This is a genomic window from Acetobacter orleanensis (assembly GCF_001581005.1).
Classification (GTDB): Bacteria; Pseudomonadota; Alphaproteobacteria; order Acetobacterales; family Acetobacteraceae; genus Acetobacter; species Acetobacter orleanensis.
In genome coordinates this window covers 24,206-48,837 of the sequence record NZ_LHZV01000062.1, presented here as the reverse complement: position 1 = coordinate 48,837, position 24,632 = coordinate 24,206, and the positions used below count along the sequence as shown (strand labels likewise).

Sequence of the window (24,632 nt, the reverse complement as noted above, 5' to 3'; positions counted from 1 at the left end):
TTAACCGCGCACAGCGGCAATTACGCGGGCGACCTCATCATCCGTCAACTCTGGATGAATGGGGAGTGCGAGAATACGCTGTGCCAAATCTTCTGAAACCGGCAATGCTGTGCCGTCGTGGTGGTCCTGATACGCTGGCTGCTTGTGCAACGGTAGCGGATAGTAAATGGCGGAGGGAACGCCGCGCTCTTTCAGGCGGGCCTGAAGCGGCGCACGGTCCGCCGGGTCTTTCAGCAGGATGGCATAAATGGCCCACGCACTCGTGCTGCCCGGTACACGCACAGGCACCTGAACACCATCGGCAAAACCAGCATCATACGCCTGCGCAATGGCATCCCGCCGGGCCAGTTCCTCTTTAAAGCCATCCAGCTTGGCCAGCAGCACAGCGGCCTGCAACGTGTCCAGACGGCCATTCATGCCCGTACGCAGCACCTCATAGCGTGTGCCACCTTCCCCGTGGGTGCGGAGGGAGCGATAGAGTGCTGCGCGTTCCGGGTCATCCGTCAGAATAGCTCCGCCATCCCCGTAGCCACCCAGCGGCTTGGAAGGGAAGAAGGAGAGGGTTGTTGCCGTGGCTTCCCGTCCCAGCGGTTTCCCATCCAGCACAGCCCCAAAGGACTGTGCGCAGTCAGCCAGCAGGAAAAGACCTTCCTCTTCCGCAATTTTGCGCAGTTCCGGCCACGGAGCAGGCTGGCCGAACAAATCCACCCCCACAATGGCGCGAGCGGTCAGTTTCCCGGCGGCCTTCACGGCACGGATACGGGCGCGCAAATGAGCGGGGTCAATCTGAAACGTGTTGGGGTCCACATCCACAAAAACCGGGGTAGCCCCCAGTACCAGCGGCACTTCCGCCGTGGCCGTATAGGTAAAGGCAGGCAGGAACACGGCGTCCCCCCGGCCAATACCTTCCGCCATCATGACAATCTGCAACGCATCCGTGCCGGAAGAAACGCCAACGCACTCCTTCGCGCCGCACCAGTCCGCCAGACGCTGTTCCAGTTCCGCCACTTCCGGCCCCATCACAAAGCGGCAATGGTCCAGCACGGCGTCCACGCGGGCGCGTAGAGCGGGGCCAAGGCGCTTCTGCTGCGCAGGAAGATCAAGAAACGCTATCGGTTTATCTGCTGTCTTATCGGTCATGATGCCACCTGTTTCCTGCTGCCGTCCGCCCCCTCTCCGGGGCTTCCAGCCTGTCTCTCCCCGGAGAGGGCTGCGGGGTCTGCCGCTCCCGGCGGAGCAACAGACCGCACTTCTCCTGTGGGGTTATGATCGAATTCCGGGACCAGCAATGACAGAATGCGCAGGGCTGCCTTCACCTCCCCTTTGCGCGCATAGGCTGCAATCTGGTCCACGGCCTGTGTCACGTCTGTCAGGTCCACCACACGGGGGGTGGCCATCAGCAGGCCCGGCGCATCTGTCGGCACCGGAGCCTCCCGCCCATGAAACAGTTCTTCATACAATTTTTCACCCGGACGCAGGCCGGTAAAGCGGATGGCCACATCCTCTTCCGGGCGCAGGCCCGCAAGGCGGATCATCTGCCGGGCGAGGTCCACAATTTTAACCGGCTCGCCCATATCCAGCACGAAAATCCCGCCATCCCGCAGCAGGGCATCCGTGCCGGAGCCGTTCACACCGCAAGTGCCGCGTACGCTCGCCTGAAGGACCAGTCCCACGGCCTCTGGCACGGTCATGAAATACCGGCGCATGTCCGGATGCGTCACAGTCAGCGGGCCGCCCCGTTCAAGCTGCCGCCGGAACAGCGGCACGACCGAGCCTGTGGACCCGAGCACATTGCCAAACCGCACTGTAATGCAGCGCATGGCGTCCGGGTTGCCAGATGTCCGGGCCTTGATGTCCAGCGCCTGACAATACATCTCAGCCGCGCGTTTGGCCGCCCCCATCAGGCTTGAGGGATTCACGGCCTTGTCGGTCGAAATCACCACCATGGCCCGCGCCCCGTTACGCGCAGCCGCATCCGCCACCACGCGGGTGCCGTGCACGTTGGTCAGCAGGCCTTCCGCTGGGTTGGCCTCCACAATCGGCACATGCTTGAGCGCTGCCGCATGGAACACCAGTTCCGGCCGGAAACGGGCCATGACCTCTTCCATCCGGGCTTCGTCCCGCACATCCGCAACCACGGCCTCACGCGGCACACAGGGGGCACATTCGGCCAGTTCGGTATCAATCTGCCAGAGTTCAAACTCGCCATGGTCCAGCAGGATCAGCCGCTCCGGCTCCAGCATGGCAATCTGCCGCACCAGTTCGGACCCGATGCTGCCACCTGCGCCCGTCACCAGCACGGTTTTCTGCCCGACCAGCCGCTCCATTCCGGCGCGGTCAAGCGGCACCTGTGGGCGGTTTAGCAGGTCTTCAATCGGGACAGGCCGCAGTTCCACGCGCTCAGCGGGTGTCAGAGCCGTCATGGCCGGAGTTCGCAGAACGGACAGACCATGCGCGGCCCCGGCATCCAGCACCTTTGTCAGCGCCGCACCACGGAATGAGGGTTCCGTCACCACCAGCGACTCGGGGAGCGTTCCAGCTTTTTCCAGCCGATCCAGCACGGCCTCAATATCATTCACGTGGCCCAAAATGGGCACATTATGCAGCCTGCGGCCTGCCTGATGCGTGCCAAGGGCGACCAAACCCACGACACGGATACCCGCCGCAGGCATGCGCTCCAAAGCACGCAGATACAGGTCTGCTTCCGTATCCGCCCCCACCAGCACCACGCGCCGCTGGTCGGCCCTGCGGGCGGCCAGACGATGCACCAGCCGATAGCCAATCCGCAGCCCCCCCAGCATGATCAGCAACACCAGCGCGTAAATAATGGGGAACGTCGGGCTGGGCAGTTTGAAGCCCGCATAAACCAGCCCGGTGGAAAACAGCACCGAACTGGCAACGGAAGCCCCGGCAATCCCCAGAAGGTCAGACACCCCAGAAAACCGCCAGTATTGCTGCGGCATTCTGAACGGCAAACCGCTAATTACCAGCGTAATCGCCCCGCTGGCCAGAAACCAGAGCGGGTGCAAAAGCCCGTCCTGCGGCGCGGCCAGCCACCGGGCAAACGGCGCGGCCAGAGCAGCCAGTATCCCGTCCAGCAGGATATTGACGATGATTCTATTGAGCGGGCGCAGCCGAGGGCTACGATGCAGAGACTCAGAGCGTTGCAGTACCATTACCTTACACCTATAGCCTAGCACCTGCCATCCTAGAAGCAGCACAACCAGCCGAGATTATGTCCATCGTCCCTTCTTCTTCTTTTCTGGCGGTTTTCTGCCTGATCAGTGCCGTTTTTTTCACCTCTTTTCTGGTGAGGCTGATGATCCGCGTGGCCGTGCTGGACCATCCGGGACACAGAAGCGCGCATGAACGCCCCACACCCAAAGGCGGCGGCGTTGGGGTGATGGCAACGTTTTTCGTGCTATTTCCCGTCATTCAGGGGGTTACTGGCCAGCCGATCCTCACCGCCCCGGTGCTTTTGACCGCCCTTGCCACAGCGCTACTGGCCGGGGTGTCTTGGCTGGATGACTTGTACCAGTGGCCACCATCCATCAAGTTTGCTGCCCAGTGTCTTGCTGCGGTGATGGTCGTTGCCGGGGGTACCAACCTACCGTTGCCTCCTGCTTGGGGAGGTCTGATGGCGGGAGCAGTGCTGTCTGTGCTGTGGCTGGTGTTCATCACCAACGCCATCAATTTCATGGACGGGCTGAACGGGCTGATTTCGGGATCTCTGGCTGTGGGGTGCGTTCTTGTCGCACTGGTTGGCCCGAGCTTTGGTGTGCCGGATCTATTCTGGCCAGCGCTGCTACTATGCGCCTGCCTGTGCGGTTTTCTGCCCTTCAATTATCCCAAAGCCCGCATTTTTCTTGGGGATGTGGGCAGTCAGGGATGTGGCCTGCTGGCAGGTGCGGCGGCCTTGCATGTGGCGCAAGTAACCACGCTCCCGTCCGGCTGGTGGCTGGGGCCGTGTCTGCTGTTTCCGCTGATTTATGATGTGCTGTTTACGCTGGCCCGCCGCAAACTGGCTGGACAGTCTCTGGTGCAGGCGCATCGGGGGCATTTATATCAGGTGCTGCATCGCACCGGCGTTTCCCCGGCACTCATCACGCTGGCTGAATGGGCCTATGTGGTCTGGGGCTGTGGGGTCGCGTTCTGGGTAGCACCCATGGCGTTTCTGCCCGGCCTTGCCTGTGCCGTCGCACTCCTTCTGGCCCCGCAACTCCTGTGGACGCGCTTTGCCGCTCTACAGGCACGCCGCCACCCGGTTGGCCCGTGGTAAGCGGCGTGTTTTCAGGCGTCAGACTTTAAGCGTCTGACCGTTTATTTTTCTAGCGTCAGCGTCAGACCTTCAGCAGAACTGGCCAGACGGGCACCTTTTGTCGCGGTTTCAATCTTGATGCGAACACCGTTCTTGTTTTCAAGAACCGCACCACCGAGGCCGTTGCCCAGCGTGGCCTCACCATGCGCTGCGCCGTAAGTGCCGTTAAAATCCTGCAGGCGATGCAGGTTATAGACCGTGCCTTTGCCTTCAATTTTGGAAAAACCAACGGCTGCAATCGTGCCGCCGGTAATAGAGAATTTGTAGGTATGGCCGCCATAGGTCAGCTTGCCATCACCCCATGTATAGCCAATGCCGACATCGGCTGATTTTGCGCTAATGGTAATTTTTGCGGTGGGTGAGCCCATGGCATCAGCCGCATGCGCCGCAGGCATGGTGCTGATGGACGAGAACGTCAGCGCCGCAACAGCGGCAACGGAAGCGACAGAAGCAAAACGCATTGGAACGTTCCTTATCTCGTTTTTCTTCCCGGTTCTCCCTGCGGCGGAAGGCCAAAGGTGTTGGGGAAGTCGTGAGAAAAAAACGCCCTATCCTGCTAAAAGTTTCTTACAACCGGCCTGTCTGTCGTTTTCTGTAACAAGAAAAACGATGGACAGGCCCGTAAAAGCTGCTCTCAGGCAGCCGCTGCCCGGCGGAGCGGGGCGCGACGTGCAGGTTTTTCTTCCTGACGCACCTTCTTGGCTTCCTCATCCGCAGCATCACCCATGATGGAGCGGATTTCCTTCAGGTAAGCAGCTCCCTTCGGGGTGCGCTGTACCAGAACGGAGCGGCGGTCCAGCGGGTCCACCTTACGGCGCGCGAGGTCCAGTTCACCCAGACGGTCCAGCGCACGGGTAATGGCGGGCTTGGAGACGTTCAGGCTGGCAGCCAGACCACGCACGGTGTGGCCGGATTCATCAAGATAGCAGGTCAGGAAGACCGCAAGCTGTCTTGCAGAAAGATCGGGGCCTTCGCCACGCACCAGCGAGACGACGGTATCGCGAAGAGTTTTAACCAGCTCTTCGGCTTTGGCGGCAGTGTGTGCCATCAGACTCTTGTCCTTTCAAAAACTCCGGTCATTCCCCCCGAAGGGCTCTGTCCGGACTTTCACTTTTACTTCCGGCATACTTGATGATGCCTATATAGGCGCCGGTGTACGTTTTAAAACCTGATACTCTAAAAATAGTTCCAGAAGTGTGACATTTCTTTACGATACCGCGTCGGTATTTGTCTCAAAAATTCGACACACCGCATCAAAAATTGCGCGAATCCCCGGAGAATCCCCGCCTTCAGGCCGTCCCGGACGGGTGCTATCGTTCCACGCATAGCTGTCGATATGCGCCCACCGCTGGCCTGCATTTACAAAACGCTCAAGAAACAGTCCAGCCGTTACTGCTCCAGCCATAGGTTTGGAGGAAATATTGTTCAGGTCAGCCACCGGGCTTTTCAGCCACCCCGCGTAACCCTGCCATAACGGCAACTGCCAGAGCGGGTCCGCCTGCCGCACGCCCGCGGCCAAAATGGACTGCGCTACGGCATCATCATTACAGAACAGGGCTGGCAGATCCGGCCCCAGCGCCACACGGGCGGCACCGGTCAGAGTCGCCATATCCAGCAGCAGGTCCGGCGCATGTTCCCCGGCCTCACTCAGCAGGTCACAGAGCACCAGCCGGCCCTCGGCGTCCGTATTGCCAATTTCCACTGTCAAACCCGCGCGGCTTGTCACCACATCCAGTGGCCGCATGGCATGACCAGACACACTGTTTTCCACGCAGCCCAGCCGCACTTCCAGCCGCACAGGCAGGTCTTGCGTCATGATCAACCGCGCCAGCGCCAGCACGCTGGCGGCCCCGCCCATATCCTTTTTCATGCGCAACATGCCGGAGGAGGGTTTGATGTCATACCCGCCGGAATCAAAGCACACACCCTTGCCGACCAGCGACAGCAGCGGCGCGGATTTTCCTGCCTTGCTCCCTTTCCAGCGGGCAAGAACCACGCGCGGCCCGCGGTCGGACCCGTTCCCCACATGGGCGAGAAGCGGGTACGCCTTATCCAGCGCGGTGCCTTTGATAATGTCCACTTCCGCGCCAAACGGCAGCAGTGCCGCCCGCGCGGCCCGCGCAAGCTCAGACGGCCCCAGCAGGTTGGCGGGCGTGTTGATGAGATCGCGCGCCAGCCAGATAGAAAGTGCTGTTTCTACAGCCAGACCGTTCTGTTCAGCCTCTGTCACCACCAGACGCGGCCTTGCCTGTCCGGCCGCCTTGCCGTCAGATTTCAGGGAAAACTGATAAGCCCCCAAGCAAAAGCCAAGGATCACATCCTCCCGCGCACTCTCGACGGGCATTTTCACCTGCCAGTCTCCCGCAGGGAGGTCCTGCGCCAGCGTGCCGAACAGATACGGGTCACGCTGCGTCAGCGGCGGCAGGCCAAATAGCCCTAGCGGAACGCCATGCGCATCGGGCACCAGCACCAGTTGGCCCGGCTTGCCGGTAAAGCCACAGGCCAGCGCGAAGGCGGCCCCGTCCGCACCCACCAGCGCGCTAAGGGCTTTTGGGTCAGCCCCCCGCACACCCTGCACGGTACGAACAGCTTTTTCACCCGTTTTGCGGCGGCTACGGGTTACGACGAGACAGTCTGGTTCACGAACGGACATGGCAGTTCCTCCTTACTCAAACCTGCGCCCGGCACACACCCGGCGCAATGCCCCCGCAGAAGGGAACGGGTTGCTTTTGAACGCATACCAGCGGACCATGGCGGGATGATGGATACCCCAAGCCGTCAGGCTATGCGCCTGAGGCCTCCCGCCAGTTCCGAGGATGCTCCCGTTCGCGCTGTACTGGGGCCAACCAATACGGGCAAGACCCATCTGGCGCTGGAGCGGATGCTGGCGCACTCCTCTGGCATTATGGGCTTTCCGCTCCGCCTGCTGGCGCGGGAAAATTATGAGCGCATGGTCAGGCTGAAGGGTGTCCGATCCGTGGGGCTGATTACGGGGGAAGAAAAAATCATCCCCTCAGGTGCCCGTTGGTTTTCCTGCACGGTGGAAGCCATGCCTATGGACCGTCCGGTCGATTTCATCGCCGTTGATGAAATCCAGCTCTGTGCGGACCCGGAACGCGGCCATGTGTTTACGGACCGGCTTTTAAACGCGCGCGGGCAATCGGAAACGCTGTTTCTGGGCGCGGAAACCATCGCCCCCCTCCTCCGCTCGCTCATCCGGGGGATTGAAATTGACTCTCGGCCGCGCCTGTCAGAGCTCAGCTATACCGGCTTTACCCGCCTCTCCCGGCTACCACCCCGCACCGCCATTGTCGCCTTCTCCGCTGGCGAGGTTTATGCCATTGCCGAGGCCATCCGCCGCAGGCGCGGGGGCTGTGCCGTGGTCATGGGTCAGCTTTCCCCCCGCACCCGTAATGCGCAGGTAGAACTCTACCAGAAACGGGAAGTGGATTATCTGGTCGCCACGGACGCCATCGGCATGGGGCTGAATATGGATATTCAGCACGTGGCCTTTGCCGGACTGTCCAAGTTTGACGGCTCCCAGCGTCGGATGCTCGCCCCTGCTGAAATTGCCCAGATTGCGGGCCGGGCCGGGCGCGGCGCGCAGGATGGCACCTTTGGCACGACGGGTGACTGCCCGCCTCTGCCGGAAAGCTCTGTTGAGGCCGTGGAAAACCACCAGTTCGAGGCATTGCACCATCTTTACTGGCGCAACAGCGCGTTGGAGTATTCCTCTCCTCGCGCCTTGTATGCCAGCCTGTGCCAGAAGCCCCCTTATCCCGGCCTGCGGGCGGCGGAACCGGCGTCCGACATCATCGTGCTCAGCGCGCTGATGCGGGACACTGCCATCCAGAGTCTCGCCAAGGAACCGGGACGCACCCGCCTGCTGTGGGAAGTCTGCCAGATACCGGATTTCCGCAAGCTGGGAGAAGACAGCCACATCCGCCAATGTGCCCAGATTTTCACGGTTCTGGTCAAAGAAGGCCACCTGCCCTCAAGCTGGCTGGAACCCCGGCTGGCCAATCTGGAACGCACCGAGGGCGATATTGAAGCCCTGATGCAGCGGCTGATGGGGATCAGGATCTGGGCCTACGTCGCCACGCGGTCAGACTGGGTGGAAAACCCGCAACTCTGGCGCAGCCGAACCCGCGCGATTGAAGACACCCTCTCCGACCTGCTGCATGAGCGGCTGGCGGCACGCTTTGTTGATAAACGCGCCACCAGTCTGGCCCGCAGGCTGGAAGAAGCCGATAGCAAACCCCTATTGTCCGCCATTACTCGCACCGGAGAAGTGAGTGTGGAAGGCCACGCCGTGGGCCACATGCAGGGCTTTGCTTTTATTCCAGACCCGGACGCCGCCAGATCCGACCAACCCTTGCTGATGCGCGCCGCCCGCCGAGCCGCCCGGAGTGAAATCCCCCGCCGTGTGACGCAGTTTCTGCAAACATCGGATGACAGTCTGACACTGGACCCGGCCACCGGCGTTTTGCTGTGGGAGGGCGATGCTATTGGCCATTTGCAAAAAGGCGAAGATCTGCTGCGGCCTGCGGTCCATGTCACCACGGCGGAGTTTCTGGAGCCGTCTCACCGTGAACGTATCCGAATGCGACTTGCCGCGTTTCTGACGGCCACACTGCAAAAAGATCTGGCCCCCCTTTTCCGTGCGACACAGGCCGTTGCGGACACACCCACGCTCCGAGGCATTATTCATGGCCTGACGGAACAGGGCGGTGTGATGAGGCTACCTGCCACCACTCAGATCAGCCGGAAAGACAGCACTTTTCTGCACAAGCTCGGTCTGCGGGCCGGGAATGGTATCCTCTTCTGCCCGCAACTCCTGCGTCCGCGCCCCATGATGCTCCGTGCGCTGCTGGTGCAGCTTTATACGGGGCACCCTATCCCGCCGCTCCCCAAACCGGGTGCGGTCTCCTGCCGTCTGCCGCCGGAAACCATCCTTTCCACGCAGGATCGTGCCCTTCTGGTGCAAATTGGCTGGCAGTCTGCCGCTGACTTCCTGATCCGACTGGATATTGGGTGGGAGACGCACAAAACCCTGTCCGAGCTTGCCACCCGCACCGGCGGCTGCCCGCTCCAGCCCAATATGGCATCCCGTCTGGGCATACCGGCGGCGGATTTACCGCTTGTTCTGACGGAGCTTGGCCTGCGGGTACAAAAAGCCTCTGTCCTGCACAAAAAACACTTTGGCCCCGCCACCCCGGCCCTGTTGCTGCCTGCCCTTTCAGCCCTCCCGGACCGTAAGAGCCGGAAAAATCATCCTCGTGCACACAAGCAGGCCGTGCCAGCCGCAACGGGCCCTTTTGCAGCCCTCGCAGTGTTGCAAAAACGTCGTTAGATACAGCCCTGCTCAGGAAGAAACAGTAATACGTCGTAGAAGCGGGTTGCCACGGAACAAAAAGCCCCTCATATCTTCGCCATCCTTGGTGGCATGGCCCGGAATGACCATGCCATTTGTCCCGGGACCGGAGGTGCTCCGATCCCCCAGAAACCTTCGGAGATGGCAATGACCTACGTGGTCACTGAAAACTGCATCCGCTGCAAATTCATGGACTGTGTGGAAGTCTGCCCTGTTGACTGCTTCTACGCGGGTGAAAACTTCCTGGTTATTAACCCGGATGAATGTATCGATTGCGGCGTGTGTGAGCCTGAATGCCCCGCAGAAGCGATTTTCCCCGACAGTGATGATCGCGCGACAGCTTGGGCAGAACTCAACGCATCCTATTCCACCAAATGGCCGAACATCACCCGCAAGGGCACACCCCCGGCTGATTCGGAAGAGTGGAAAGACAAGCCCGACAAGGCTGGCCTGCTCTCCCCGGAGCCGCATAAAGGCTAATTACCTCCCGTTCGGGATGGTTTAAAAAACGGCGCGTTGACCCCCAGTCGGGTGGTCCGCGCCGTTTTTTTTGGACGGTTCTCACGAGCTCCACCTCCACCTCCACCTCGGCATCGGCATCGGCATCGGCATCGGCATCGGCATCGGCATCGGCAGGATAGTCCGGCTCAGCAGTTTGCCTAGGGCTGGTCAGGACGACAAAAACCGAAGCACAAAAAAAGCCCCGGAATTTCTTCCGGGGCTTTTTCCTACCAAAAACAAGACCCTGCCGATGCAAAACCGGCAGAGCTGTCCCTTTTTAGCGGGACATCATGTGCATGGCGGTGTTGTTCATGATGAACATGGTGCCGATGATCAGAATTACGACGAAACCAACAGCGAAGAAGAAACACATGTTGTTCCAACGCTGTTCGGACCCGCTCCCCATATGGAGGAAGTAATGCAGATGCACGAGCACCTGAACAAAAGCGAGAACTGCAAGTGCTGTCAGCGTGCCTGAAGGAGAGAGGCTATGGCTCATAACAACGCCAAAAGCCACCACCGTCAGAATAACAGCCAGAACAAACCCGATAATGTAAGACGATACACTACCGTGGCTCTCACCCGAGGGGGATGTATGAAGATCGCTCATCAGATCATGCTCGCCAGATAGACATAGGTGAAGACGCAGATCCAGACGATATCCAGAAAGTGCCAGAACAGGCTCAGACAGGTGAGCTTGCTCATCATGCGTTCCGGAATCTCGGTCGTACCCATCAGCTGAACGATGAGGGTCACAATCCAGATCAGACCACACGTTACGTGCAGACCGTGCGTAGACACCAGTGTGAAGAAGGAGGACAGGAACGCGCTGCGGTCCGGGCCGTTTCCTTCATGGATCATGTGTGCAAATTCGCTCAGTTCCAGACCAACAAAGCCCAGACCCAGAAGGAAGGTAACACCCAGCCACATGATGACTTTACTGATTTCATTCTTATGGGCGGCAATCATGCCGAACCCATAAGTAATGGAAGAAATCAGCAGCAGAGCGGTTTCCTCTGCCAGTCCTTTATATTCAAACAGGTCACGACCGCTCGGGCCGCCGTTAACCTGGTTATGCAAGACTGCAAACACGGCAAACAGTGAGCCGAAGATAATGCAGTCGGTCATCAGATAGACCCAGAACCCGAACACCACCGGGGACTCGTGATGGTGTTCGTCGTGGCCTGCGGTCTGAACAGTTGTGTCGTGCGCCATTACTCAGCTGCCTGTGCCATGAGTTTACGGGAATGCTCGTTCTCGATCCGGGCAACTTCTTCAGCAGGGATGTAGTAATCGATATCCTTGTTGGCGCTGCGAGCAATAATCGTCCCGATCACACCGATCAGGCCGAGAGCTGCCAGCCACCAGATATACCATACTGCAGCAAAGCCGAAGATGAAGCTGAACGCACCGACAAGGAACCCGGCAGCCGTGTTTTTCGGCATATGGATCGGAGCATACGGCCCACCGGCACCACGCGTATCAATGCCGTTTTCCTTGTCATGCATGAACGCATCGAGTTCATGAACGTGCGGGACAATAGCAAAGTTGTACGGCGGCGGCGGAGAAGACGTGGACCATTCCAGAGCACGACCATTCCACGGATCACCCGTGACATCACGGTTTGCGGGCAGGTTGCGGTCACGGATTGTCACGTAAAGCTGGGTCAACTGGCACACAATCCCGAGCAGGATCAGCACCGCACCAACTTCAGCAATCAGCATCAGAACGTGCCACTGCGGATTGTCGTAGTGGTTCATACGACGGGTCATACCGTCGAAGCCCAGCACATACAGCGGAACGAACGCAAAGTAGAAGCCGACGAACCAGAACCAGAAAGCACGGATGCCCCATGTCTCGTTCATCTTGAAGCCCATGACCTTCGGGAACCAGAAGTTCATGCCACAGATGTAACCGAAATACACACCGCCGATAATCACGTTATGGAAGTGAGCAATCAGGAACAGGGAGTTATGCAGAACGAAGTCAGCGCCCGGGATGGCCATCATCACACCGGTCATACCACCGATGGTGAAGGTCACCATGAAGCCAACGGCCCAGTACATGCAGGCATGAAACTGGACGCGACCCTTATACATCGTGAACATCCAGTTAAAGAGTTTCACGCCTGTCGGGATCGAGATGATCATGGTTGCAATGCCGAAGAACGCATTCACGTCCGGACCAGCACCCATGGTGAAGAAGTGGTGAACCCACACGATGAAGGACAGAACCATGATGGAGCAGGTTGCATAAACCATGGTGCCGTAGCCGAACAGCGGCTTGCCGGAGAAGGCAGGAACAACTTCAGAGAACACGCCAAAGGCGGGAATAACAAGAATGTAAACTTCAGGATGACCCCAAGCCCAGATCAGGCTGAGATACAGCATCTGGTTGCCGCCACCATCATTGGTGAAGAAGTGCATACCGAAGTAACGGTCCAGACCCAGCAGAGCGACGGCAACCGTCAGCACGGGGAAGGACACCATGATCAGAATGGAAGCGCAGAAAGCTGTCCATGTGAAAACCGGCATACGCATCCAGGTCATGCCCGGAGCGCGCATCTTCACGATCGTCACGAAGAAGTTCACGCCGGTCAGCAACGTGCCGACACCGGAAAGCTGAATGGCCCAGATATAGTAATCCACGCCAACGCCCGGACTGAACTGCGTTTCAGACAGCGGAGGATAGGCCAGCCAGCCACACTGTGAGAATTCACCGATGAACAGGGAGACGTTCACCAGAATGAAGGCAATGGCCGTCATCCAGAAGCTGAGGTTGTTCAGGAACGGGAAGGCAACGTCGCGGGCGCCGATCTGAAGCGGCACAACGAAGTTGAACAGCCCGGTCATGAAAGCCATAGCCAGGAAGAAGATCATGATCGTTCCGTGAGCGGAGAAGATCTGATCATAGTGATGTGGAGGCAGGTAGCCCGGATTACCAGCATAGGCCATGGCCAGCTGGGTACGCATCATGATGGCGTCGGCAAAGCCGCGGAACAGAGCAACCAGCGCCAGCACGACGTACATGACAGCCAGACGCTTATGGTCAACGGTCGTAAACCACTCTTTCCAGAGATAGCCCCACTTGCCGTAATAGGTAATCAGCCCCAGTACCGCGAGACCGATAATGGCAACGCCCAAGAACGTGCCGACGAGAATCGGCACATCCAGCGGAATGGCCGAGAACGATAGTCTCCCTAGCATAGATCCTATTCCTTCATATTCATGTCGGACATCGCGGACTGCTGCACCTGAAGCATTTTGCCAGTGCTTTTGTCCATGACCATGCCGTTGTTGTATTTGGCCACGATCGTGTTGAACAATCCGGGTTCAACATGTGCGAAATATTCGACAGGATTTGCTTCGCTCGGGGCAGCAAGCTTCGGATAGGTCTGACCATCCAGCTGCTCGGAGGAAGACTTCACTTTATCAACCCATGCGTTGAATTCATCACCGCTTACAGCCAGCGTGCGGAATTTCATGTCAGAAAAGCCACGGCCGCTGTAGTTGGCGGATTCACCCAGATAGTCACCCGGCTCACTGGCCAGAAGGTGAAGCTGGGTCTGCATACCGGCCATTGCGTAAATCATGGAACCAAGACGCGGGATGAAGAAAGAGTTCATCACGGAATCAGAGGTGATTACGAAATCGACGGGGGTGTTAACCGGAATAGCCAGCTGGTTGACGGTCGCAATACCCTGTTCCGGATAGATAAACAGCCATTTCCAATCCAGCGCCACAACTTCCACATGCAGTGGCTTGGTTGTTGCTTCGGCTTCCAGCGGTTTGTACGGGTCAAGAGAATGACTCGTCTGGTAGGTGATCACCGCAAGAAAGAGAATGATCAGGGACGGAACGCCCCAGATGATCAGCTCGACCTTGTTGGAGTGGGACCACTTGGGGAGGTATTCCGCACTGGTGTTTGACTGGCGGTAATGCCAGGCAAAAGCCAGAGACAGAATGATGGTCGGAACGACCACAATCAGCATTGCGATTGTAGAGGTGGCAATCAGTGATTTCACCCCATCGCCAACCGGGCCCTTCGGATCCAAGACATCCATCTCACACCCGGCAAGCAGCAACGCTGACGATAGGCCGCCCAATCGCGCCATTCTCGCCAGTAACTTGTTTTTCATCGCACGCCTCTTGGTTCTGACATCTACTTAGCCTCACAAAGACTCTTCGCTCCTGCTGCCATAGAAGCCCGACAACAGCAAGAAACCGCGCTCCGGCTCCCTTGGTGCCAAAGTGCCGGCAACCCCACCCGGACCATTCATCTCCTCAAAATGAAGAGATGAGCGAAATCCGAACCGGAACGACAGTTCAACAGGCTCCTCGGGCAGCGAAAACGCCTTGCGCCCTACTCTATTCCTAAAGCGCAGATTCTCAATGTCCGAAAAGTTCCATCAGCCTTTCGTCACAGTCGATCTATTCCCTAAGGAACATTTCGTTACTGTCTTATTTCCCTGAATTTCGAGGGTGACAAGACTTCACTATTTATTACAGAATATTTCATACTGAAAATGTCCTGATTTTTTTTCTTAATTGAATCAATGTGTTATGTTGTGCGACACCAAATCACAGAGGTGTGAGCCACTTCATCGTGTTCAACATAAGTCTTATTTTGAACGCATTCCGAATGAGCAGAAGCCCTTTCCGTCACTGCATAGCTGGTCACACAAAAAAGCCCGGCCTTTGCAGACCGGGCTTTCCAGATTGATCCAGACTCCTCTTCCCGAAGAGTCTGCCCTCTGTCTTTCCAACCTTAGTCGTTGGAACTCCGCACGCCCATGAACTGGAGCAGGAACTGGAAGAGGTTGATAAAGTTCAGATACAGGCTCAGCGCGTCATACACGCTGCGCTTTGCTGCTTCATCCGGCCCTTCATACGCCGCATACTGCGGATAGGTCACGCGGATGCGCTGCGCATCAAACGCACTGAACGCCGTGAAGATAAGCACCCCGATGATGCTGTAGACAAAATAAACCGCAGAACTTTTCAGGAAGATATTGACCAGACCGGCAATCACCAGACCGAACAGCCCCATCATCAGGAAGGAACTGAACCGCAGCAGGTTCGCCTTGGTCGTGTAACCCCACAGAGACGTTGCGCCGAAGGTGCAGGCTGTCACCAGAAACACACGCACAACGGAAACGCCGGTATAGACCAGAAAAATGCTGGCCATGCTGGCACCCATGGTGGCGCAGAAAGCCCAGAAAAGACCCTGAGCCCCCTGTCTGGACAGGCGGTTCACTCCAAAAGACATCACCAACACGAAGCCCAGCGGCGCAATCATGGCCAGATCACCCAACAGCGTGGGGCGCAGAGCCAGACCGCCCGCCATGGGCACCAGATGGAAAAACAGGTTCCGCAGGCCGGTAAAGGCGACGGCATAGGCCACAATGCCTGTCAGCAGCAGGCCAGAAGCCATCCAGTTGTAAACACGCAGCATGTAGGCGCGCAGGCCTGCATCCAACGCGCCAGCCTGAGCGTTCCAGCCAGAAGCTGCTGTGGGTGAACGGTAGTCGTTACTGAACGACATTTTTTCCTCTCCTTGTCCGGACATGCCGGGGTTGTTTTATACTTGTGGCTGCCCTGCCCCTGCGTCAAGGGTGGAAGGCCTATTTCATAACCAGCCTGAGAGTTGATGAGGGCCTGACGATGTACCTTATAATTGGCGCGACACTTCCTGCGGAACAGAGAACAACCCTACTCGGGCTTCAGGCGCATTTTCCAGACAAAAGCTGGACCCCGGAGTCTTACCTCTTTTTGCCACTCTGCACGGTAGGCAACGTCACCAATCCTGCGGTTCTGGAAGAAATTGATCATGCTTTGCGGAACGTTTGCCCATCTGCGCCGCTTTCCTACACGACAGATGGATTTGAACTCTCACACCACATTGGGCGAATCACGCTCGGGGTTAAGATACAGGCGCCACAGATTGATCACCTTTCCGTGAAAATCCGTGCCGCCATGCAACGCTCAGGCATGCTGAACCCCAGAGCACACAGCCCCCTTACCATTCCTCTGGCGCAGGTTACGGACGTTCCGCCCCCTGCCGTGAGCCAGTGGATTCAGATGCATCACCCACAGACATTTTCCACCCAGTACGTTTCCGAAATTACCCTTTTCAGCTCTTGGAAAAACGAGGAAACCCCTCTCATTATTCCAGAGGAGGAATATCCTTTTGGCGGGGTGTTTTAAGTCCTGTCCTCACGCGTTATAACATAAATCATTACAGTCCGTGATCATGCAGCTACAGCAGGATTGACCGCCCTTACCTTGCTGTAACAGCTATAGAATAGCCCGGAAGATGGAGGCAGCTATTCATCTGGTGTGATTGACAGAAAGTGGGCCTCTTGGCTGAGTGTCCGAAACCGGCCTGCCGGCTTTTTTCTTCTTTCCTCACCTTAATATCAGTCGAGGACGCTAACGTATGACCCGCCCCGCCTCCGCCAAGAGACGTTCGCTGCTAGGAATTCTCGCGGCTGGAACGATCTGCGCCGCATCACTGCCGTATGCGGCGGTGCCTGCTTACGCTGACGACCAAAGCAGCAGCAACACAGGGGAAGCAATTATCCATGCGGATGATCACCCTGAAAACTGGCTTTCCTATGGCCGTACCTACACGGAACAGCGCTTCAGCCCGCTAGAGGATATCAACCGGTCCAACGTTGGTAACCTGAAGCTGGCCTGGTACTACGATCTGGACACAAACCGTGGACAGGAAGGTACGCCGCTGGTTGTAGATGGCGTGATGTATGCCACCACCAACTGGTCCAAAATGAAGGCGCTGGACGCCGCGACCGGTAAGCTGCTGTGGGCCTATGACCCGCGCACCCCCGGCAACATCGCCGACAAGGGCTGCTGTGACACAGTAAACCGCGGTGCGGCATACTGGAACGGCAAGGTCTATTTCGGGACGTTTGATGGTCGCCTGATCGCACTGGATGCCAAAACCGGCAAGCTGGTGTGGAGCGTGAACACCATCCCCAAAGACGCCTCTCTGGGCCAGCAGCGTTCCTATACGGTTGACGGCGCTGTCCGCATTGCAAAAGGACGCGTTCTGATCGGGAACGGTGGTTCCGAATTTGGTGCCCGTGGCTTCGTGTCCGCTTACGATGCGGAAACCGGCAAGCTGGACTGGCGCTTCTATACGGTTCCCAACAACAAGAATCAGCCTGACCACGCAGCGTCTGACTCTGCGCTGATGAGCAAAGCCTACAAGACATGGAGCCCCACGGGCGCCTGGACGAAGCAGGGCGGCGGCGGCACGGTCTGGGACTCCATCCTTTATGACCCGGAAGCTGATCTGGTCTATCTGGGCGTCGGGAACGGCTCCCCATGGAACTACAAATACCGTTCCGACGGGATTGGCGATAACCTGTTCCTAGGCAGCATCGTCGCGGTCAAGCCTGAAACTGGCGAATATGTCTGGCATTTCCAAGAAACGCCGATGGACCAGTGGGATTACACCTCTGTCCAGCAGATCATGACGCTTGACCTGCCGATTAATGGCGAAAAGCGCCATGTGATTGTGCATGCGCCCAAAAACGGTTTCTTCTACATTCTGGATGCCAAAACGGGTGAATTCCTGTCCGGCAATAACTATGTGTATGAGAACTGGGCACAGGGTCTGGACCCCAAAACCGGTCGTCCGATCTATAACCCTGATGCGCTCTACACCCTGAACGGCAAGGAATGGTACGGCATTCCGGGTGATCTGGGCGGGCATAACTTTGCCGCCATGGCCTACAGCCCCAAAACGGGTCTGGTCTACATTCCGGGCCAGCAGGTTCCGTTCCTGTATAAAAGTCAGGTTGGTGGCTTTAAAGCCCATCCGGATTCATGGAACCTCGGTCTGGACATGAACAAAGCTGGTCTGCCGGATACACCGGAAGCCCGCACGGCGTTCATGAAAGATCTGAAGGGCTGGATTATTGCCTGGGATCCGAAGACACAGAAAGCTGCATGGGTTGTAGACCACAAAGGTCCGTGGAACGGCGGTATTCTGGCAACGGGCGGTGACCTCCTGTTCCAGGGTCTGGCAAACGGTGAATTCCACGCCTACGACGCCACAAACGGCACGGACCTGTTCCACTTTGACGCACAGAGCGGCATTATTGCTCCGCCGATTACCTATAAGGCAAACGGTAAGCAGTTTGTGGCTGTAGAAGTGGGCTGGGGCGGTATTTATCCGTTCTTCCTTGGTGGTCTGGCCCGTACATCTGGCTGGACAGTCAACCACTCCCGCGTTGTCGCTTTCTCTCTAGATGGCAATGCTGTTCTGCCGCCGCAGAACGACAAGGGTTTCGTGCCCGTCAAGCCGCCGGCACAGTATGACACCAAGGTGACAGACAACGGCTACTTCCTGTTCCAGACTTATTGCGCCGCCTGCCATGGCGACAACGCAGAAGGCGGTGGTGTGCTGCCTGATCTGCGCTGGTCTGGTGCAATCCGTCATCAGGACGCGTTCTACAATGTTGTTGGTCGTGGTGCTCTGACCGCCTTCGGCATGGACCGTTTTGACTCGAGCGTTAAGCCTGATGAGATCGAAAGCATTCGCCAGTTCATCATCAAACGCGCGAACGAAACCTACCAGCGTGAAGTGGATGCTCGTAAGAATGACAAGGGCATTCCTGAAAACGCGACCCTCGGCATTACGCCGTAATGGTCCGGCAGAGTCATGACGTCATTCGGTACACAAGCGATACAGTGGTAAAAACGATGATCAAAGGACTGAAAGCCGCCCTAGGGGCGGTCACTGTCGGGCTTCTGGCAGGAACTTCTCTGGCCCATGCCCAGAGCACTGATGATGAACTGGTAAAAAAAGGTGAGTATGTTGCCCGTCTGGGTGACTGCGTAGCCTGTCATACAGCGCTGCATGGCCAGATGTATGCTGGGGGTCTGTCCATCAAGACCCCCGTTGGCACCATCTATTCCACGAACATTACGCCGGACCCCACCAACGGGATCGGCACCTATACGTTCAAGGAATTTGATGAGGCCGTGCGCCATGGCATCCGTAAGGATGGCAGCACGCTTTATCCGGCCATGCCGTATCCGTCCTTTGCACGGATGACGCAGGACGACATGAAGGCACTGTATGCCTACTTCATGCATGGCGTGAAGCCGGTTGCGCAGGCAAACAAGCCTGTCGGCATTTCATGGCCGCTGTCCATGCGCTGGCCGCTGTCCATCTGGCGGTCCGTGTTTGCGCCGACCCCCAAGGACTTTACCCCGGCTCCCGGCACGGATGCTGATATTGCCCGCGGTGAATATCTTGTAACGGGTCCGGGCCATTGCGGAGCCTGTCATACGCCGCGCGGCTTTGGCATGCAGGAAAAAGCTCTGGACGCCGCTGGTGGTCCTGAATTCCTGGGTGGTGGTGCCCCGATTGATAACTGGATTGCTCCCAGCCTGCGGAACGATCCGGTTCTGGGCCTTGGTCGCTGGTCTGAAGAAGACCTCTACCAGTTCCTGAAATCTGGCCGTATCGACCATTCCGCCGTCTTTGGTGGCATGGCAGACGTGGTGGGCTGGAGCACCCAGTACTTCACGGATTCTGACCTGCACGCCATGGCAAAATACCTGAAGTCCCTGCCTCCGGTTCCGCCGGCACGGGGTGACTACACGTATGATGCCTCCACGGCACAGGCTCTGGACTCCAACAACACGTCCGGCACCCCCGGTGCCAGCGTGTATGTTGAACAGTGCGCCATCTGTCACCGTAACGATGGTGGTGGTGTTGCCCGTATGTTCCCGCCTCTGGCAGGCAACCCGATTGTCGTGTCTGAAAACCCGACATCCGTTGCTCACATTGTGGTGGACGGTGCGGTTCTGCCGCCGACCAACTGGGCTCCGTCTTCTGTGGCCATGCCCGGCTACAAGAGCGTTCTGTCCGACCAGCAGATGGCTGATGTCGTGAACTTCATCCGCACGTCTTGGGGCAACAAGGCTCCGGCAAACGTCACGGCTGCCGACATCCAGAAGCTGCGTGTCGATCATACTCCGATCTCCACGTCCGCATGGGGCTCTGGTGGTGATGGCGCAGCGACATGGGGTGTCATGCATCCGCAGCCTTACGGTGCTGGCTGGACATTCTCTCCGCAGACCCACACGGGTGTAGACGCAGCTCAATAAGCCGCCTCTATTCTCACTTTGCCCCTTAATTGGGGCAGAGCATAAAACACCGCGCAGGTCTTACCCGCGCGGTGTTTTTTTATGTACGACATTCTTGAAAAAATGCCCGTTGTGAAATGAACGCCGCCACCACATATCCATGGCATGGCGTCTCTCTTTTCCACACAGACTTCCGGCTTTCCCGCAGGCAGCACTTCAGAACAGCAGGACGAAATTCTTGGCTGTTTTTTGAAAGAGTTGCGCGGCTGCACAGCCTGCGCACATAAACTCCCGCTGGGGCCACGGCCCGTTGTAAGGCTCTCCCCACGCGCGCGGCTCCTTATCGCGGGGCAGGCACCGGGCACGCATGTTCATAACACCGGGATTCCGTTTAACGATGCTTCAGGCGAACGCCTGCGTTCATGGCTGGATATGAGCCCGGATGTTTTTTATGACACAGAGAAAATTGCCATTATTCCCATGGGTTTTTGCTACCCGGGTGTTTTGCCAAAAGGCGGAGATCGGCCACCACCGCCCGAATGTGCGTCCCTCTGGCGGCAACGCATCCTGTCTTTCCTGCCCAACCTGCGGCTGACGCTGCTGGTGGGCTCTTACGCGCAGAATTATACTTTGGGAAAAGGAAAGGTTTTTGAGCGCGTTCTGGGTTTCCGCTCGTACCTTCCCCAGTATTTTCCGCTCCCACACCCCTCATGGCGCACCGGCGCATGGGAGCAGAAAACACCAGAGTTTCAGAACGTCATCATTCCCGCATTGCGTGATGCTGTCAGACACGCTTTGGAAGACTAAGGGGTTTTTACAAAACCAGTATCAGACGGATATCGTTCACGTTTGTCAGAGTTGGCCCGGTTATCACCAGATCATCCAGCTTTTTAAAATAGCTGTAGCTATCGTGCCGTTTCAGGAAATCTTCTGCACTTAACCCCTGTTCGGCTCCGCGCGCCAATGTCTGCGGGCCGATCAAGGCTCCGGCGGCGTCTTCCGTGCCATCAATCCCGTCACTATCCCCGGCCATCGCCCATATTCCGGGCTCACCTGCCAGACTTTGCGCACAGGCTAGCAAAAATTCCGTATTACGGCCGCCTCGGCCCGGCTTTTCGCCCGGCCTGATGGTCACGGTAGTTTCTCCGCCACTCAGCAAAACAGCCGGAGCCGCCACAGGCTGGGCGTGCTGTTTGACAGACCGAGCAATGCCCGAGAACACAACCCCGGCTGAACTGCTTTCGCCTTCCAGCGCATCCCCCAGAATAACGGGTGTTATACCAGCGCGCCGCGCAACCTCCGCTGCGGCTTCAAGCGCGGAAAAGGGCGTTGCAATCAGCGTCAGGCTCGAACCCTCCGCCACAGGGGGACGGGCCTGACGGGTGGCATCGGCTTCCCGTTGCAGCAGGGCCAGCGCTGCGGGGGGTAAAGTCAGATCATATTTCTGGACGATACGCAGCGCATCCTGCGCCGTGGTCTCATCCTGCACGGTCGGGCCACTGGCAATAACGGCGGGGTCATCCCCCGGCACATCGCTGATAACGAGCGTCACCACCCGTGCGGGATAGGCCGCCTGTGCCAGCCTGCCCCCTTTGATAGCGGACAGATGGCGACGCACCGTATTCATTTCGGTAATAGTCGCGCCGGAATGCAGAAGCTTGCGGGCGATCTGCTTTTTTTCATCCAGCGTAATGCCCTCCGCAGGCAATGCCAGAAGCGCCGAGCCACCGCCGGAAATCAGAGCAATGACCAGATCATCGGCCCGAAGGCCTTTGACTGTTTTGAGAATGTCCCGCGCGGCCTGTTCGCTGCGTTCATCCGGCACGGGGTGAGAGGCTTCCAGCACGCGGATGGAGTGTGTGGGCATGGCATGCCCATCCCGCGTGACCACGACGCCTTCCAGCGGCACATCGGGCCATGCGGCTTCCAGCGCCGCCGCCATGGAGGCTGCCGCCTTCCCTGCGCCGACCACCACACAACGGCCTTTAGGCTTTTCCGGCAGGAAACGCGCCAGTACATGGAACGGGCTGGCGCTGGCCACGGCGGCATCAAACATTTCACGCAGGAAAACCCGCACGCGTGTTTCCGACCAGTCTTCCGCCGGGCGGGACGATGCAGGGTTAAACGATTCTGACATAAAGGCTGCCCCTCTTTTCTTGAGCATCATCCCACGCCGTTCTGGCCATGACGTTCTGGCGATGAACTCAGGGGATCAGGATTACGCGTTATAACTTAACACGCAACCTGCTCCGAGGGTGGCATACTCAGAAAACTGAACCCTCTGCCGATAGTCATTTTCCTGTGAGAGACAGGATGCTCAAAGCGTCTTTTCAAAATCGAGGCCAAAATCAAGCGATCTGACGGAATGCGTCAGCCAGCCGACGGACAGCAGATCCACCCCCGTTTGCGCAATGGCCGCTGCCGTTTGCGGGGTAATGCCACCAGAGGCTTCCATCAGCAGGCGGCCATTGATCATCTCCACGCACGTGCGCAGTACAGGCACCGGCATGTTGTCCAGCAACACGGCATCCACCGCCTCCCCCGCCAGAACCTCCTGCAACTGGTCTGGTGTATCCACTTCAACCTCAATTTTCACCATATGTCCGGCGGCCTTACGGGCCCGCGCCACGGCTTCCTGCACGCTGCCCACCAGTGCGATATGGTTGTCCTTGATCAGAATGGCGTCATCCAGCCCCATACGGTGGCTGATACCGCCCCCCGCCCGCACAGCATATTTCTGCACTGCCCGCAGGCCGGGCAGTGTTTTGCGGGTGCAGCACAGACGTGCTTTTGTGCCCGCCATACTGGCGACAATATCCGCCGTAGCTGTCGCAATTCCGCTCAGATGCGAGAGAAAATTCAGCCCCACCCGCTCACCTGTCAGAATGGACCGGGCAGAACCTTCCACCACAGCCACGACATCCCCCGGCTCCAGATGAGCACCTTCCACTTTCAGCCGCTCGAAAAGCAGCGAAGGGTCCATGAGATGAAAGGACAGTCTGGCAAGATCCAGCCCGGCCAGAACGCCTTTTTCCCGGCAGCGCAGAGAAACCCGGATACGCTCCGAGCCTTTTAGTACGGCGTTGGTTGTCAGATCCCCCCCGCGCCCGAGGTCTTCCAGCAATCCGGCCCGCACAAGCGGTTCCAGCATGATATCAGGCAGGGGAGGCAGCATAGACACTCTCATTCTCTTTCAGATAAGGGGCTCTTCCAGATAAGGGGAGCAGAGCTTTAAACAGCCAGCATCCGCTCAATAGACAGGCGGGCGCGGTCTGCCACGCTGGCATCCACCGTCACCTCAACCTCCATCCGCTCCAGCGCCTTGCGGATGGCGGAAAGCGTAATGTGCTTCATATGCGGGCAGAGATTACAGGGGCGGACAAACTCGACCTCCGGGTGCTCCACAGCCAGATTGTCGCTCATGGAGCATTCCGTTACCAGCAGCACGCGCCCGGCTTTACCAGAGGCTACAAAATCCGACATTCCGGCCGTCGAACCAGAGTAATCCGCTTCCGCCACGACCTCGGGCGGACATTCCGGATGCGCCAGCACCACCAAACCCGGCCACGCAGCCCGCCACTGGCGGATTTCTTCCGGCGTGAAGCGTTCATGCACCTCACAATGGCCTTTCCATGTGATGATTTTCACGCCAGTTTCCCGAGCGACATTCTGCGCCAGAAACTCATCGGGGATCATAATGACTTCCTCCACGCCAAGGCTTTCAATCACCTTGCGCGCATTGCCGGAAGTGCAGCAGATATCGCTTTCCGCTTTCACATCCGCCGAGGTGTTCACATAAGTCACCACAGGAATACCGGGGTAGCGGGCCCGCAGCAGACGGACATCCGCCGCTGTGATGGAATCCGCCAGAGAGCATCCGGCCTCAACAGAAGGCAGCAGCACTTTTTTGGACGGGTTCAGCAGCTTTGCGGTTTCCGCCATGAAGGCCACGCCTGCCATCACAATCACATCGGCCTCCACCTCCTGCGCCTTACGCGCCAGAGCGAGGGAATCTCCCTTTACGTCCGCTACACAGTGGAAGATTTCCGGTGTCTGATAATTATGCGCCAGAATAACCGCGTTATGCTTTTCTTTGAGCGCCAGAATGGCTGCGATATCTTCAGAAAACGCGGGCCACTCCATGGCTGGAATAACGTGGCTGACCCGTGGGTATAGGCTGTCTGCCTGCTCTTGCCAGAATGACATCTGAAGGGAGGCGGTCATTTTGCAGTATCCGTCTTAAAAACAGAAAGAGAGCACAGTATCTCTTTACCGGGACGCACCAAAGACGTGCGGGAGAAATTTTCCATGCCAG

Annotated in this window: 20 protein-coding genes; 7 read left to right on the top strand and 13 right to left on the bottom strand. The window is 58.0% G+C overall.

Annotation, left to right across the window (positions count from 1 at the left end; translation table 11 throughout):
• Entirely contained in the window at positions 1-1,140 is a 1,140-nt protein-coding gene (locus AD949_RS08040) for a DegT/DnrJ/EryC1/StrS family aminotransferase (protein ID WP_048836814.1), read from the bottom strand.
• Positions 1,137-3,176: a polysaccharide biosynthesis protein gene (locus AD949_RS08035; protein WP_048836815.1), complete on the bottom strand. Its 2,040-nt coding sequence runs from the start codon at positions 3,174-3,176 to the stop codon at positions 1,137-1,139. Before AD949_RS08035 ends, AD949_RS08040 begins: the two co-directional genes overlap by 4 nt.
• Before the next feature lie 59 nt (positions 3,177-3,235).
• On the opposite strand from AD949_RS08035, the gene AD949_RS08030 reads away from it, so the two are divergent.
• Positions 3,236-4,279: an MraY family glycosyltransferase gene (locus AD949_RS08030; RefSeq protein WP_082064862.1), complete on the top strand. Its 1,044-nt coding sequence runs from the start codon at positions 3,236-3,238 to the stop codon at positions 4,277-4,279.
• A gap of 41 nt (positions 4,280-4,320) precedes the next feature.
• On the opposite strand, the gene AD949_RS08025 is transcribed toward AD949_RS08030, so the two are convergent.
• The 3 genes from AD949_RS08025 to AD949_RS08015 form a co-directional block, all read right to left on the bottom strand.
• Positions 4,321-4,779 carry a hypothetical protein gene (locus AD949_RS08025; protein ID WP_048836816.1) on the bottom strand — a complete coding sequence of 153 codons (459 nt, stop codon included), beginning with the start codon at positions 4,777-4,779 and terminating at the stop codon, positions 4,321-4,323.
• Positions 4,780-4,952: 173 nt separating this feature from the next.
• The gene (locus tag AD949_RS08020; RefSeq protein ID WP_048836817.1) at positions 4,953-5,366 is read right to left on the bottom strand and encodes a MarR family transcriptional regulator; all 414 of its coding nucleotides are present in this window, start codon (positions 5,364-5,366) and stop codon (positions 4,953-4,955) included.
• A 159-nt stretch (positions 5,367-5,525) separates the two neighbouring features.
• Positions 5,526-6,971, bottom strand: a complete 1,446-nt coding sequence (locus AD949_RS08015; RefSeq protein ID WP_048836818.1) for a leucyl aminopeptidase family protein — start codon at positions 6,969-6,971, stop codon at positions 5,526-5,528.
• 105 nt (positions 6,972-7,076) lie between these two features.
• Here AD949_RS08015 and AD949_RS08010 point away from each other — a divergent pair, with 105 nt between their 5' ends.
• Together AD949_RS08010 and fdxA are read left to right on the top strand one after the other, a co-directional pair.
• Entirely contained in the window at positions 7,077-9,671 is a 2,595-nt protein-coding gene (locus AD949_RS08010; RefSeq protein WP_061504651.1) for a helicase-related protein, read from the top strand.
• Positions 9,672-9,839: 168 nt separating this feature from the next.
• On the top strand, positions 9,840-10,172 hold the full coding sequence (fdxA, locus tag AD949_RS08005) for a ferredoxin FdxA (protein ID WP_048836909.1): 333 nt from the start codon (positions 9,840-9,842) through the stop codon (positions 10,170-10,172).
• Between the two features lie 298 nt (positions 10,173-10,470).
• Here fdxA and cyoD read toward each other — a convergent pair whose 3' ends face one another.
• From cyoD to AD949_RS07980, 5 genes are all read right to left on the bottom strand, one after another.
• Positions 10,471-10,803 carry a cytochrome o ubiquinol oxidase subunit IV gene (gene cyoD, locus AD949_RS08000; RefSeq protein WP_048836901.1) on the bottom strand — a complete coding sequence of 111 codons (333 nt, stop codon included), beginning with the start codon at positions 10,801-10,803 and terminating at the stop codon, positions 10,471-10,473.
• On the bottom strand, positions 10,803-11,408 hold the full coding sequence (cyoC, locus tag AD949_RS07995; protein WP_048836900.1) for a cytochrome o ubiquinol oxidase subunit III: 606 nt from the start codon (positions 11,406-11,408) through the stop codon (positions 10,803-10,805). The genes cyoD and cyoC overlap by 1 nt, the downstream gene beginning before the upstream one ends.
• Entirely contained in the window at positions 11,408-13,399 is a 1,992-nt protein-coding gene (gene cyoB, locus AD949_RS07990) for a cytochrome o ubiquinol oxidase subunit I (protein ID WP_048836899.1), read from the bottom strand. The genes cyoC and cyoB overlap by 1 nt, the downstream gene beginning before the upstream one ends.
• 5 nt (positions 13,400-13,404) lie before the next feature.
• On the bottom strand, positions 13,405-14,331 hold the full coding sequence (gene cyoA / locus AD949_RS07985; RefSeq protein WP_048836898.1) for a ubiquinol oxidase subunit II: 927 nt from the start codon (positions 14,329-14,331) through the stop codon (positions 13,405-13,407).
• 629 nt (positions 14,332-14,960) lie between these two features.
• Positions 14,961-15,737 carry a Bax inhibitor-1/YccA family protein gene (locus tag AD949_RS07980; RefSeq protein ID WP_048836908.1) on the bottom strand — a complete coding sequence of 259 codons (777 nt, stop codon included), beginning with the start codon at positions 15,735-15,737 and terminating at the stop codon, positions 14,961-14,963.
• A 119-nt stretch (positions 15,738-15,856) separates the two neighbouring features.
• Here AD949_RS07980 and AD949_RS07975 point away from each other — a divergent pair, with 119 nt between their 5' ends.
• The 4 genes from AD949_RS07975 (at position 15,857) to AD949_RS07960 (ending at position 21,124) form a co-directional block, all read left to right on the top strand.
• Positions 15,857-16,399: a 2'-5' RNA ligase family protein gene (locus AD949_RS07975; RefSeq protein WP_141325350.1), complete on the top strand. Its 543-nt coding sequence runs from the start codon at positions 15,857-15,859 to the stop codon at positions 16,397-16,399.
• Between the two features lie 232 nt (positions 16,400-16,631).
• Positions 16,632-18,866, top strand: a complete 2,235-nt coding sequence (locus tag AD949_RS07970) for a PQQ-dependent dehydrogenase, methanol/ethanol family (RefSeq protein ID WP_048836896.1) — start codon at positions 16,632-16,634, stop codon at positions 18,864-18,866.
• 56 nt (positions 18,867-18,922) lie between these two features.
• Positions 18,923-20,338, top strand: coding sequence for a c-type cytochrome (locus AD949_RS07965; RefSeq protein ID WP_048836895.1), 1,416 nt, complete (start codon positions 18,923-18,925; stop codon positions 20,336-20,338).
• 144 nt (positions 20,339-20,482) lie between these two features.
• On the top strand, positions 20,483-21,124 hold the full coding sequence (locus AD949_RS07960) for a uracil-DNA glycosylase family protein (RefSeq protein WP_082064877.1): 642 nt from the start codon (positions 20,483-20,485) through the stop codon (positions 21,122-21,124).
• Between the two features lie 7 nt (positions 21,125-21,131).
• Here the strand turns inward: AD949_RS07960 and AD949_RS07955 are convergent, their stop codons facing one another.
• The 3 genes from AD949_RS07955 to nadA all read right to left on the bottom strand — a co-directional run bounded on the left by AD949_RS07955 (position 21,132) and on the right by nadA (position 24,541).
• On the bottom strand, positions 21,132-22,373 hold the full coding sequence (locus AD949_RS07955) for a glycerate kinase type-2 family protein (protein ID WP_244463454.1): 1,242 nt from the start codon (positions 22,371-22,373) through the stop codon (positions 21,132-21,134).
• A gap of 261 nt (positions 22,374-22,634) precedes the next feature.
• Entirely contained in the window at positions 22,635-23,492 is an 858-nt protein-coding gene (gene nadC, locus AD949_RS07950; RefSeq protein ID WP_048836894.1) for a carboxylating nicotinate-nucleotide diphosphorylase, read from the bottom strand.
• Between the two features lie 56 nt (positions 23,493-23,548).
• The gene (nadA, locus tag AD949_RS07945; protein WP_257007543.1) at positions 23,549-24,541 is read right to left on the bottom strand and encodes a quinolinate synthase NadA; all 993 of its coding nucleotides are present in this window, start codon (positions 24,539-24,541) and stop codon (positions 23,549-23,551) included.
• Positions 24,542-24,632: the final 91 nt, after the last annotated feature.

Excerpts from the sequence above, each read along its gene's own strand:
- AD949_RS08035 (WP_048836815.1), bottom strand. The coding sequence starts at position 3,176 with ATGGTACTGCAACGCTCTGAGTCTCTGCATCGTAGCCCTCGGCTGCGC.
- AD949_RS08010 (WP_061504651.1), top strand. The coding sequence starts at position 7,077 with ATGATGGATACCCCAAGCCGTCAGGCTATGCGCCTGAGGCCTCCCGCC.
- AD949_RS07975 (WP_141325350.1), top strand. The coding sequence starts at position 15,857 with ATGTACCTTATAATTGGCGCGACACTTCCTGCGGAACAGAGAACAACC.
- fdxA (WP_048836909.1), top strand. The coding sequence starts at position 9,840 with ATGACCTACGTGGTCACTGAAAACTGCATCCGCTGCAAATTCATGGAC.
- cyoC (WP_048836900.1), bottom strand. The coding sequence starts at position 11,408 with ATGGCGCACGACACAACTGTTCAGACCGCAGGCCACGACGAACACCAT.
- AD949_RS07960 (WP_082064877.1), top strand. The coding sequence starts at position 20,483 with ATGGCGTCTCTCTTTTCCACACAGACTTCCGGCTTTCCCGCAGGCAGC.
- AD949_RS08020 (WP_048836817.1), bottom strand. The coding sequence starts at position 5,366 with ATGGCACACACTGCCGCCAAAGCCGAAGAGCTGGTTAAAACTCTTCGC.
- nadC (WP_048836894.1), bottom strand. The coding sequence starts at position 23,492 with ATGCTGCCTCCCCTGCCTGATATCATGCTGGAACCGCTTGTGCGGGCC.
- AD949_RS07980 (WP_048836908.1), bottom strand. The coding sequence starts at position 15,737 with ATGTCGTTCAGTAACGACTACCGTTCACCCACAGCAGCTTCTGGCTGG.
- cyoB (WP_048836899.1), bottom strand. The coding sequence starts at position 13,399 with ATGCTAGGGAGACTATCGTTCTCGGCCATTCCGCTGGATGTGCCGATT.
- cyoD (WP_048836901.1), bottom strand. The coding sequence starts at position 10,803 with ATGAGCGATCTTCATACATCCCCCTCGGGTGAGAGCCACGGTAGTGTA.
- AD949_RS07965 (WP_048836895.1), top strand. The coding sequence starts at position 18,923 with ATGATCAAAGGACTGAAAGCCGCCCTAGGGGCGGTCACTGTCGGGCTT.
- AD949_RS08030 (WP_082064862.1), top strand. The coding sequence starts at position 3,236 with ATGTCCATCGTCCCTTCTTCTTCTTTTCTGGCGGTTTTCTGCCTGATC.
- AD949_RS08015 (WP_048836818.1), bottom strand. The coding sequence starts at position 6,971 with ATGTCCGTTCGTGAACCAGACTGTCTCGTCGTAACCCGTAGCCGCCGC.
- nadA (WP_257007543.1), bottom strand. The coding sequence starts at position 24,541 with ATGACCGCCTCCCTTCAGATGTCATTCTGGCAAGAGCAGGCAGACAGC.
- AD949_RS08040 (WP_048836814.1), bottom strand. The coding sequence starts at position 1,140 with ATGACCGATAAGACAGCAGATAAACCGATAGCGTTTCTTGATCTTCCT.
- cyoA (WP_048836898.1), bottom strand. The coding sequence starts at position 14,331 with ATGAAAAACAAGTTACTGGCGAGAATGGCGCGATTGGGCGGCCTATCG.
- AD949_RS07970 (WP_048836896.1), top strand. The coding sequence starts at position 16,632 with ATGACCCGCCCCGCCTCCGCCAAGAGACGTTCGCTGCTAGGAATTCTC.
- AD949_RS07955 (WP_244463454.1), bottom strand. The coding sequence starts at position 22,373 with ATGTTTGATGCCGCCGTGGCCAGCGCCAGCCCGTTCCATGTACTGGCG.
- AD949_RS08025 (WP_048836816.1), bottom strand. The coding sequence starts at position 4,779 with ATGCGTTTTGCTTCTGTCGCTTCCGTTGCCGCTGTTGCGGCGCTGACG.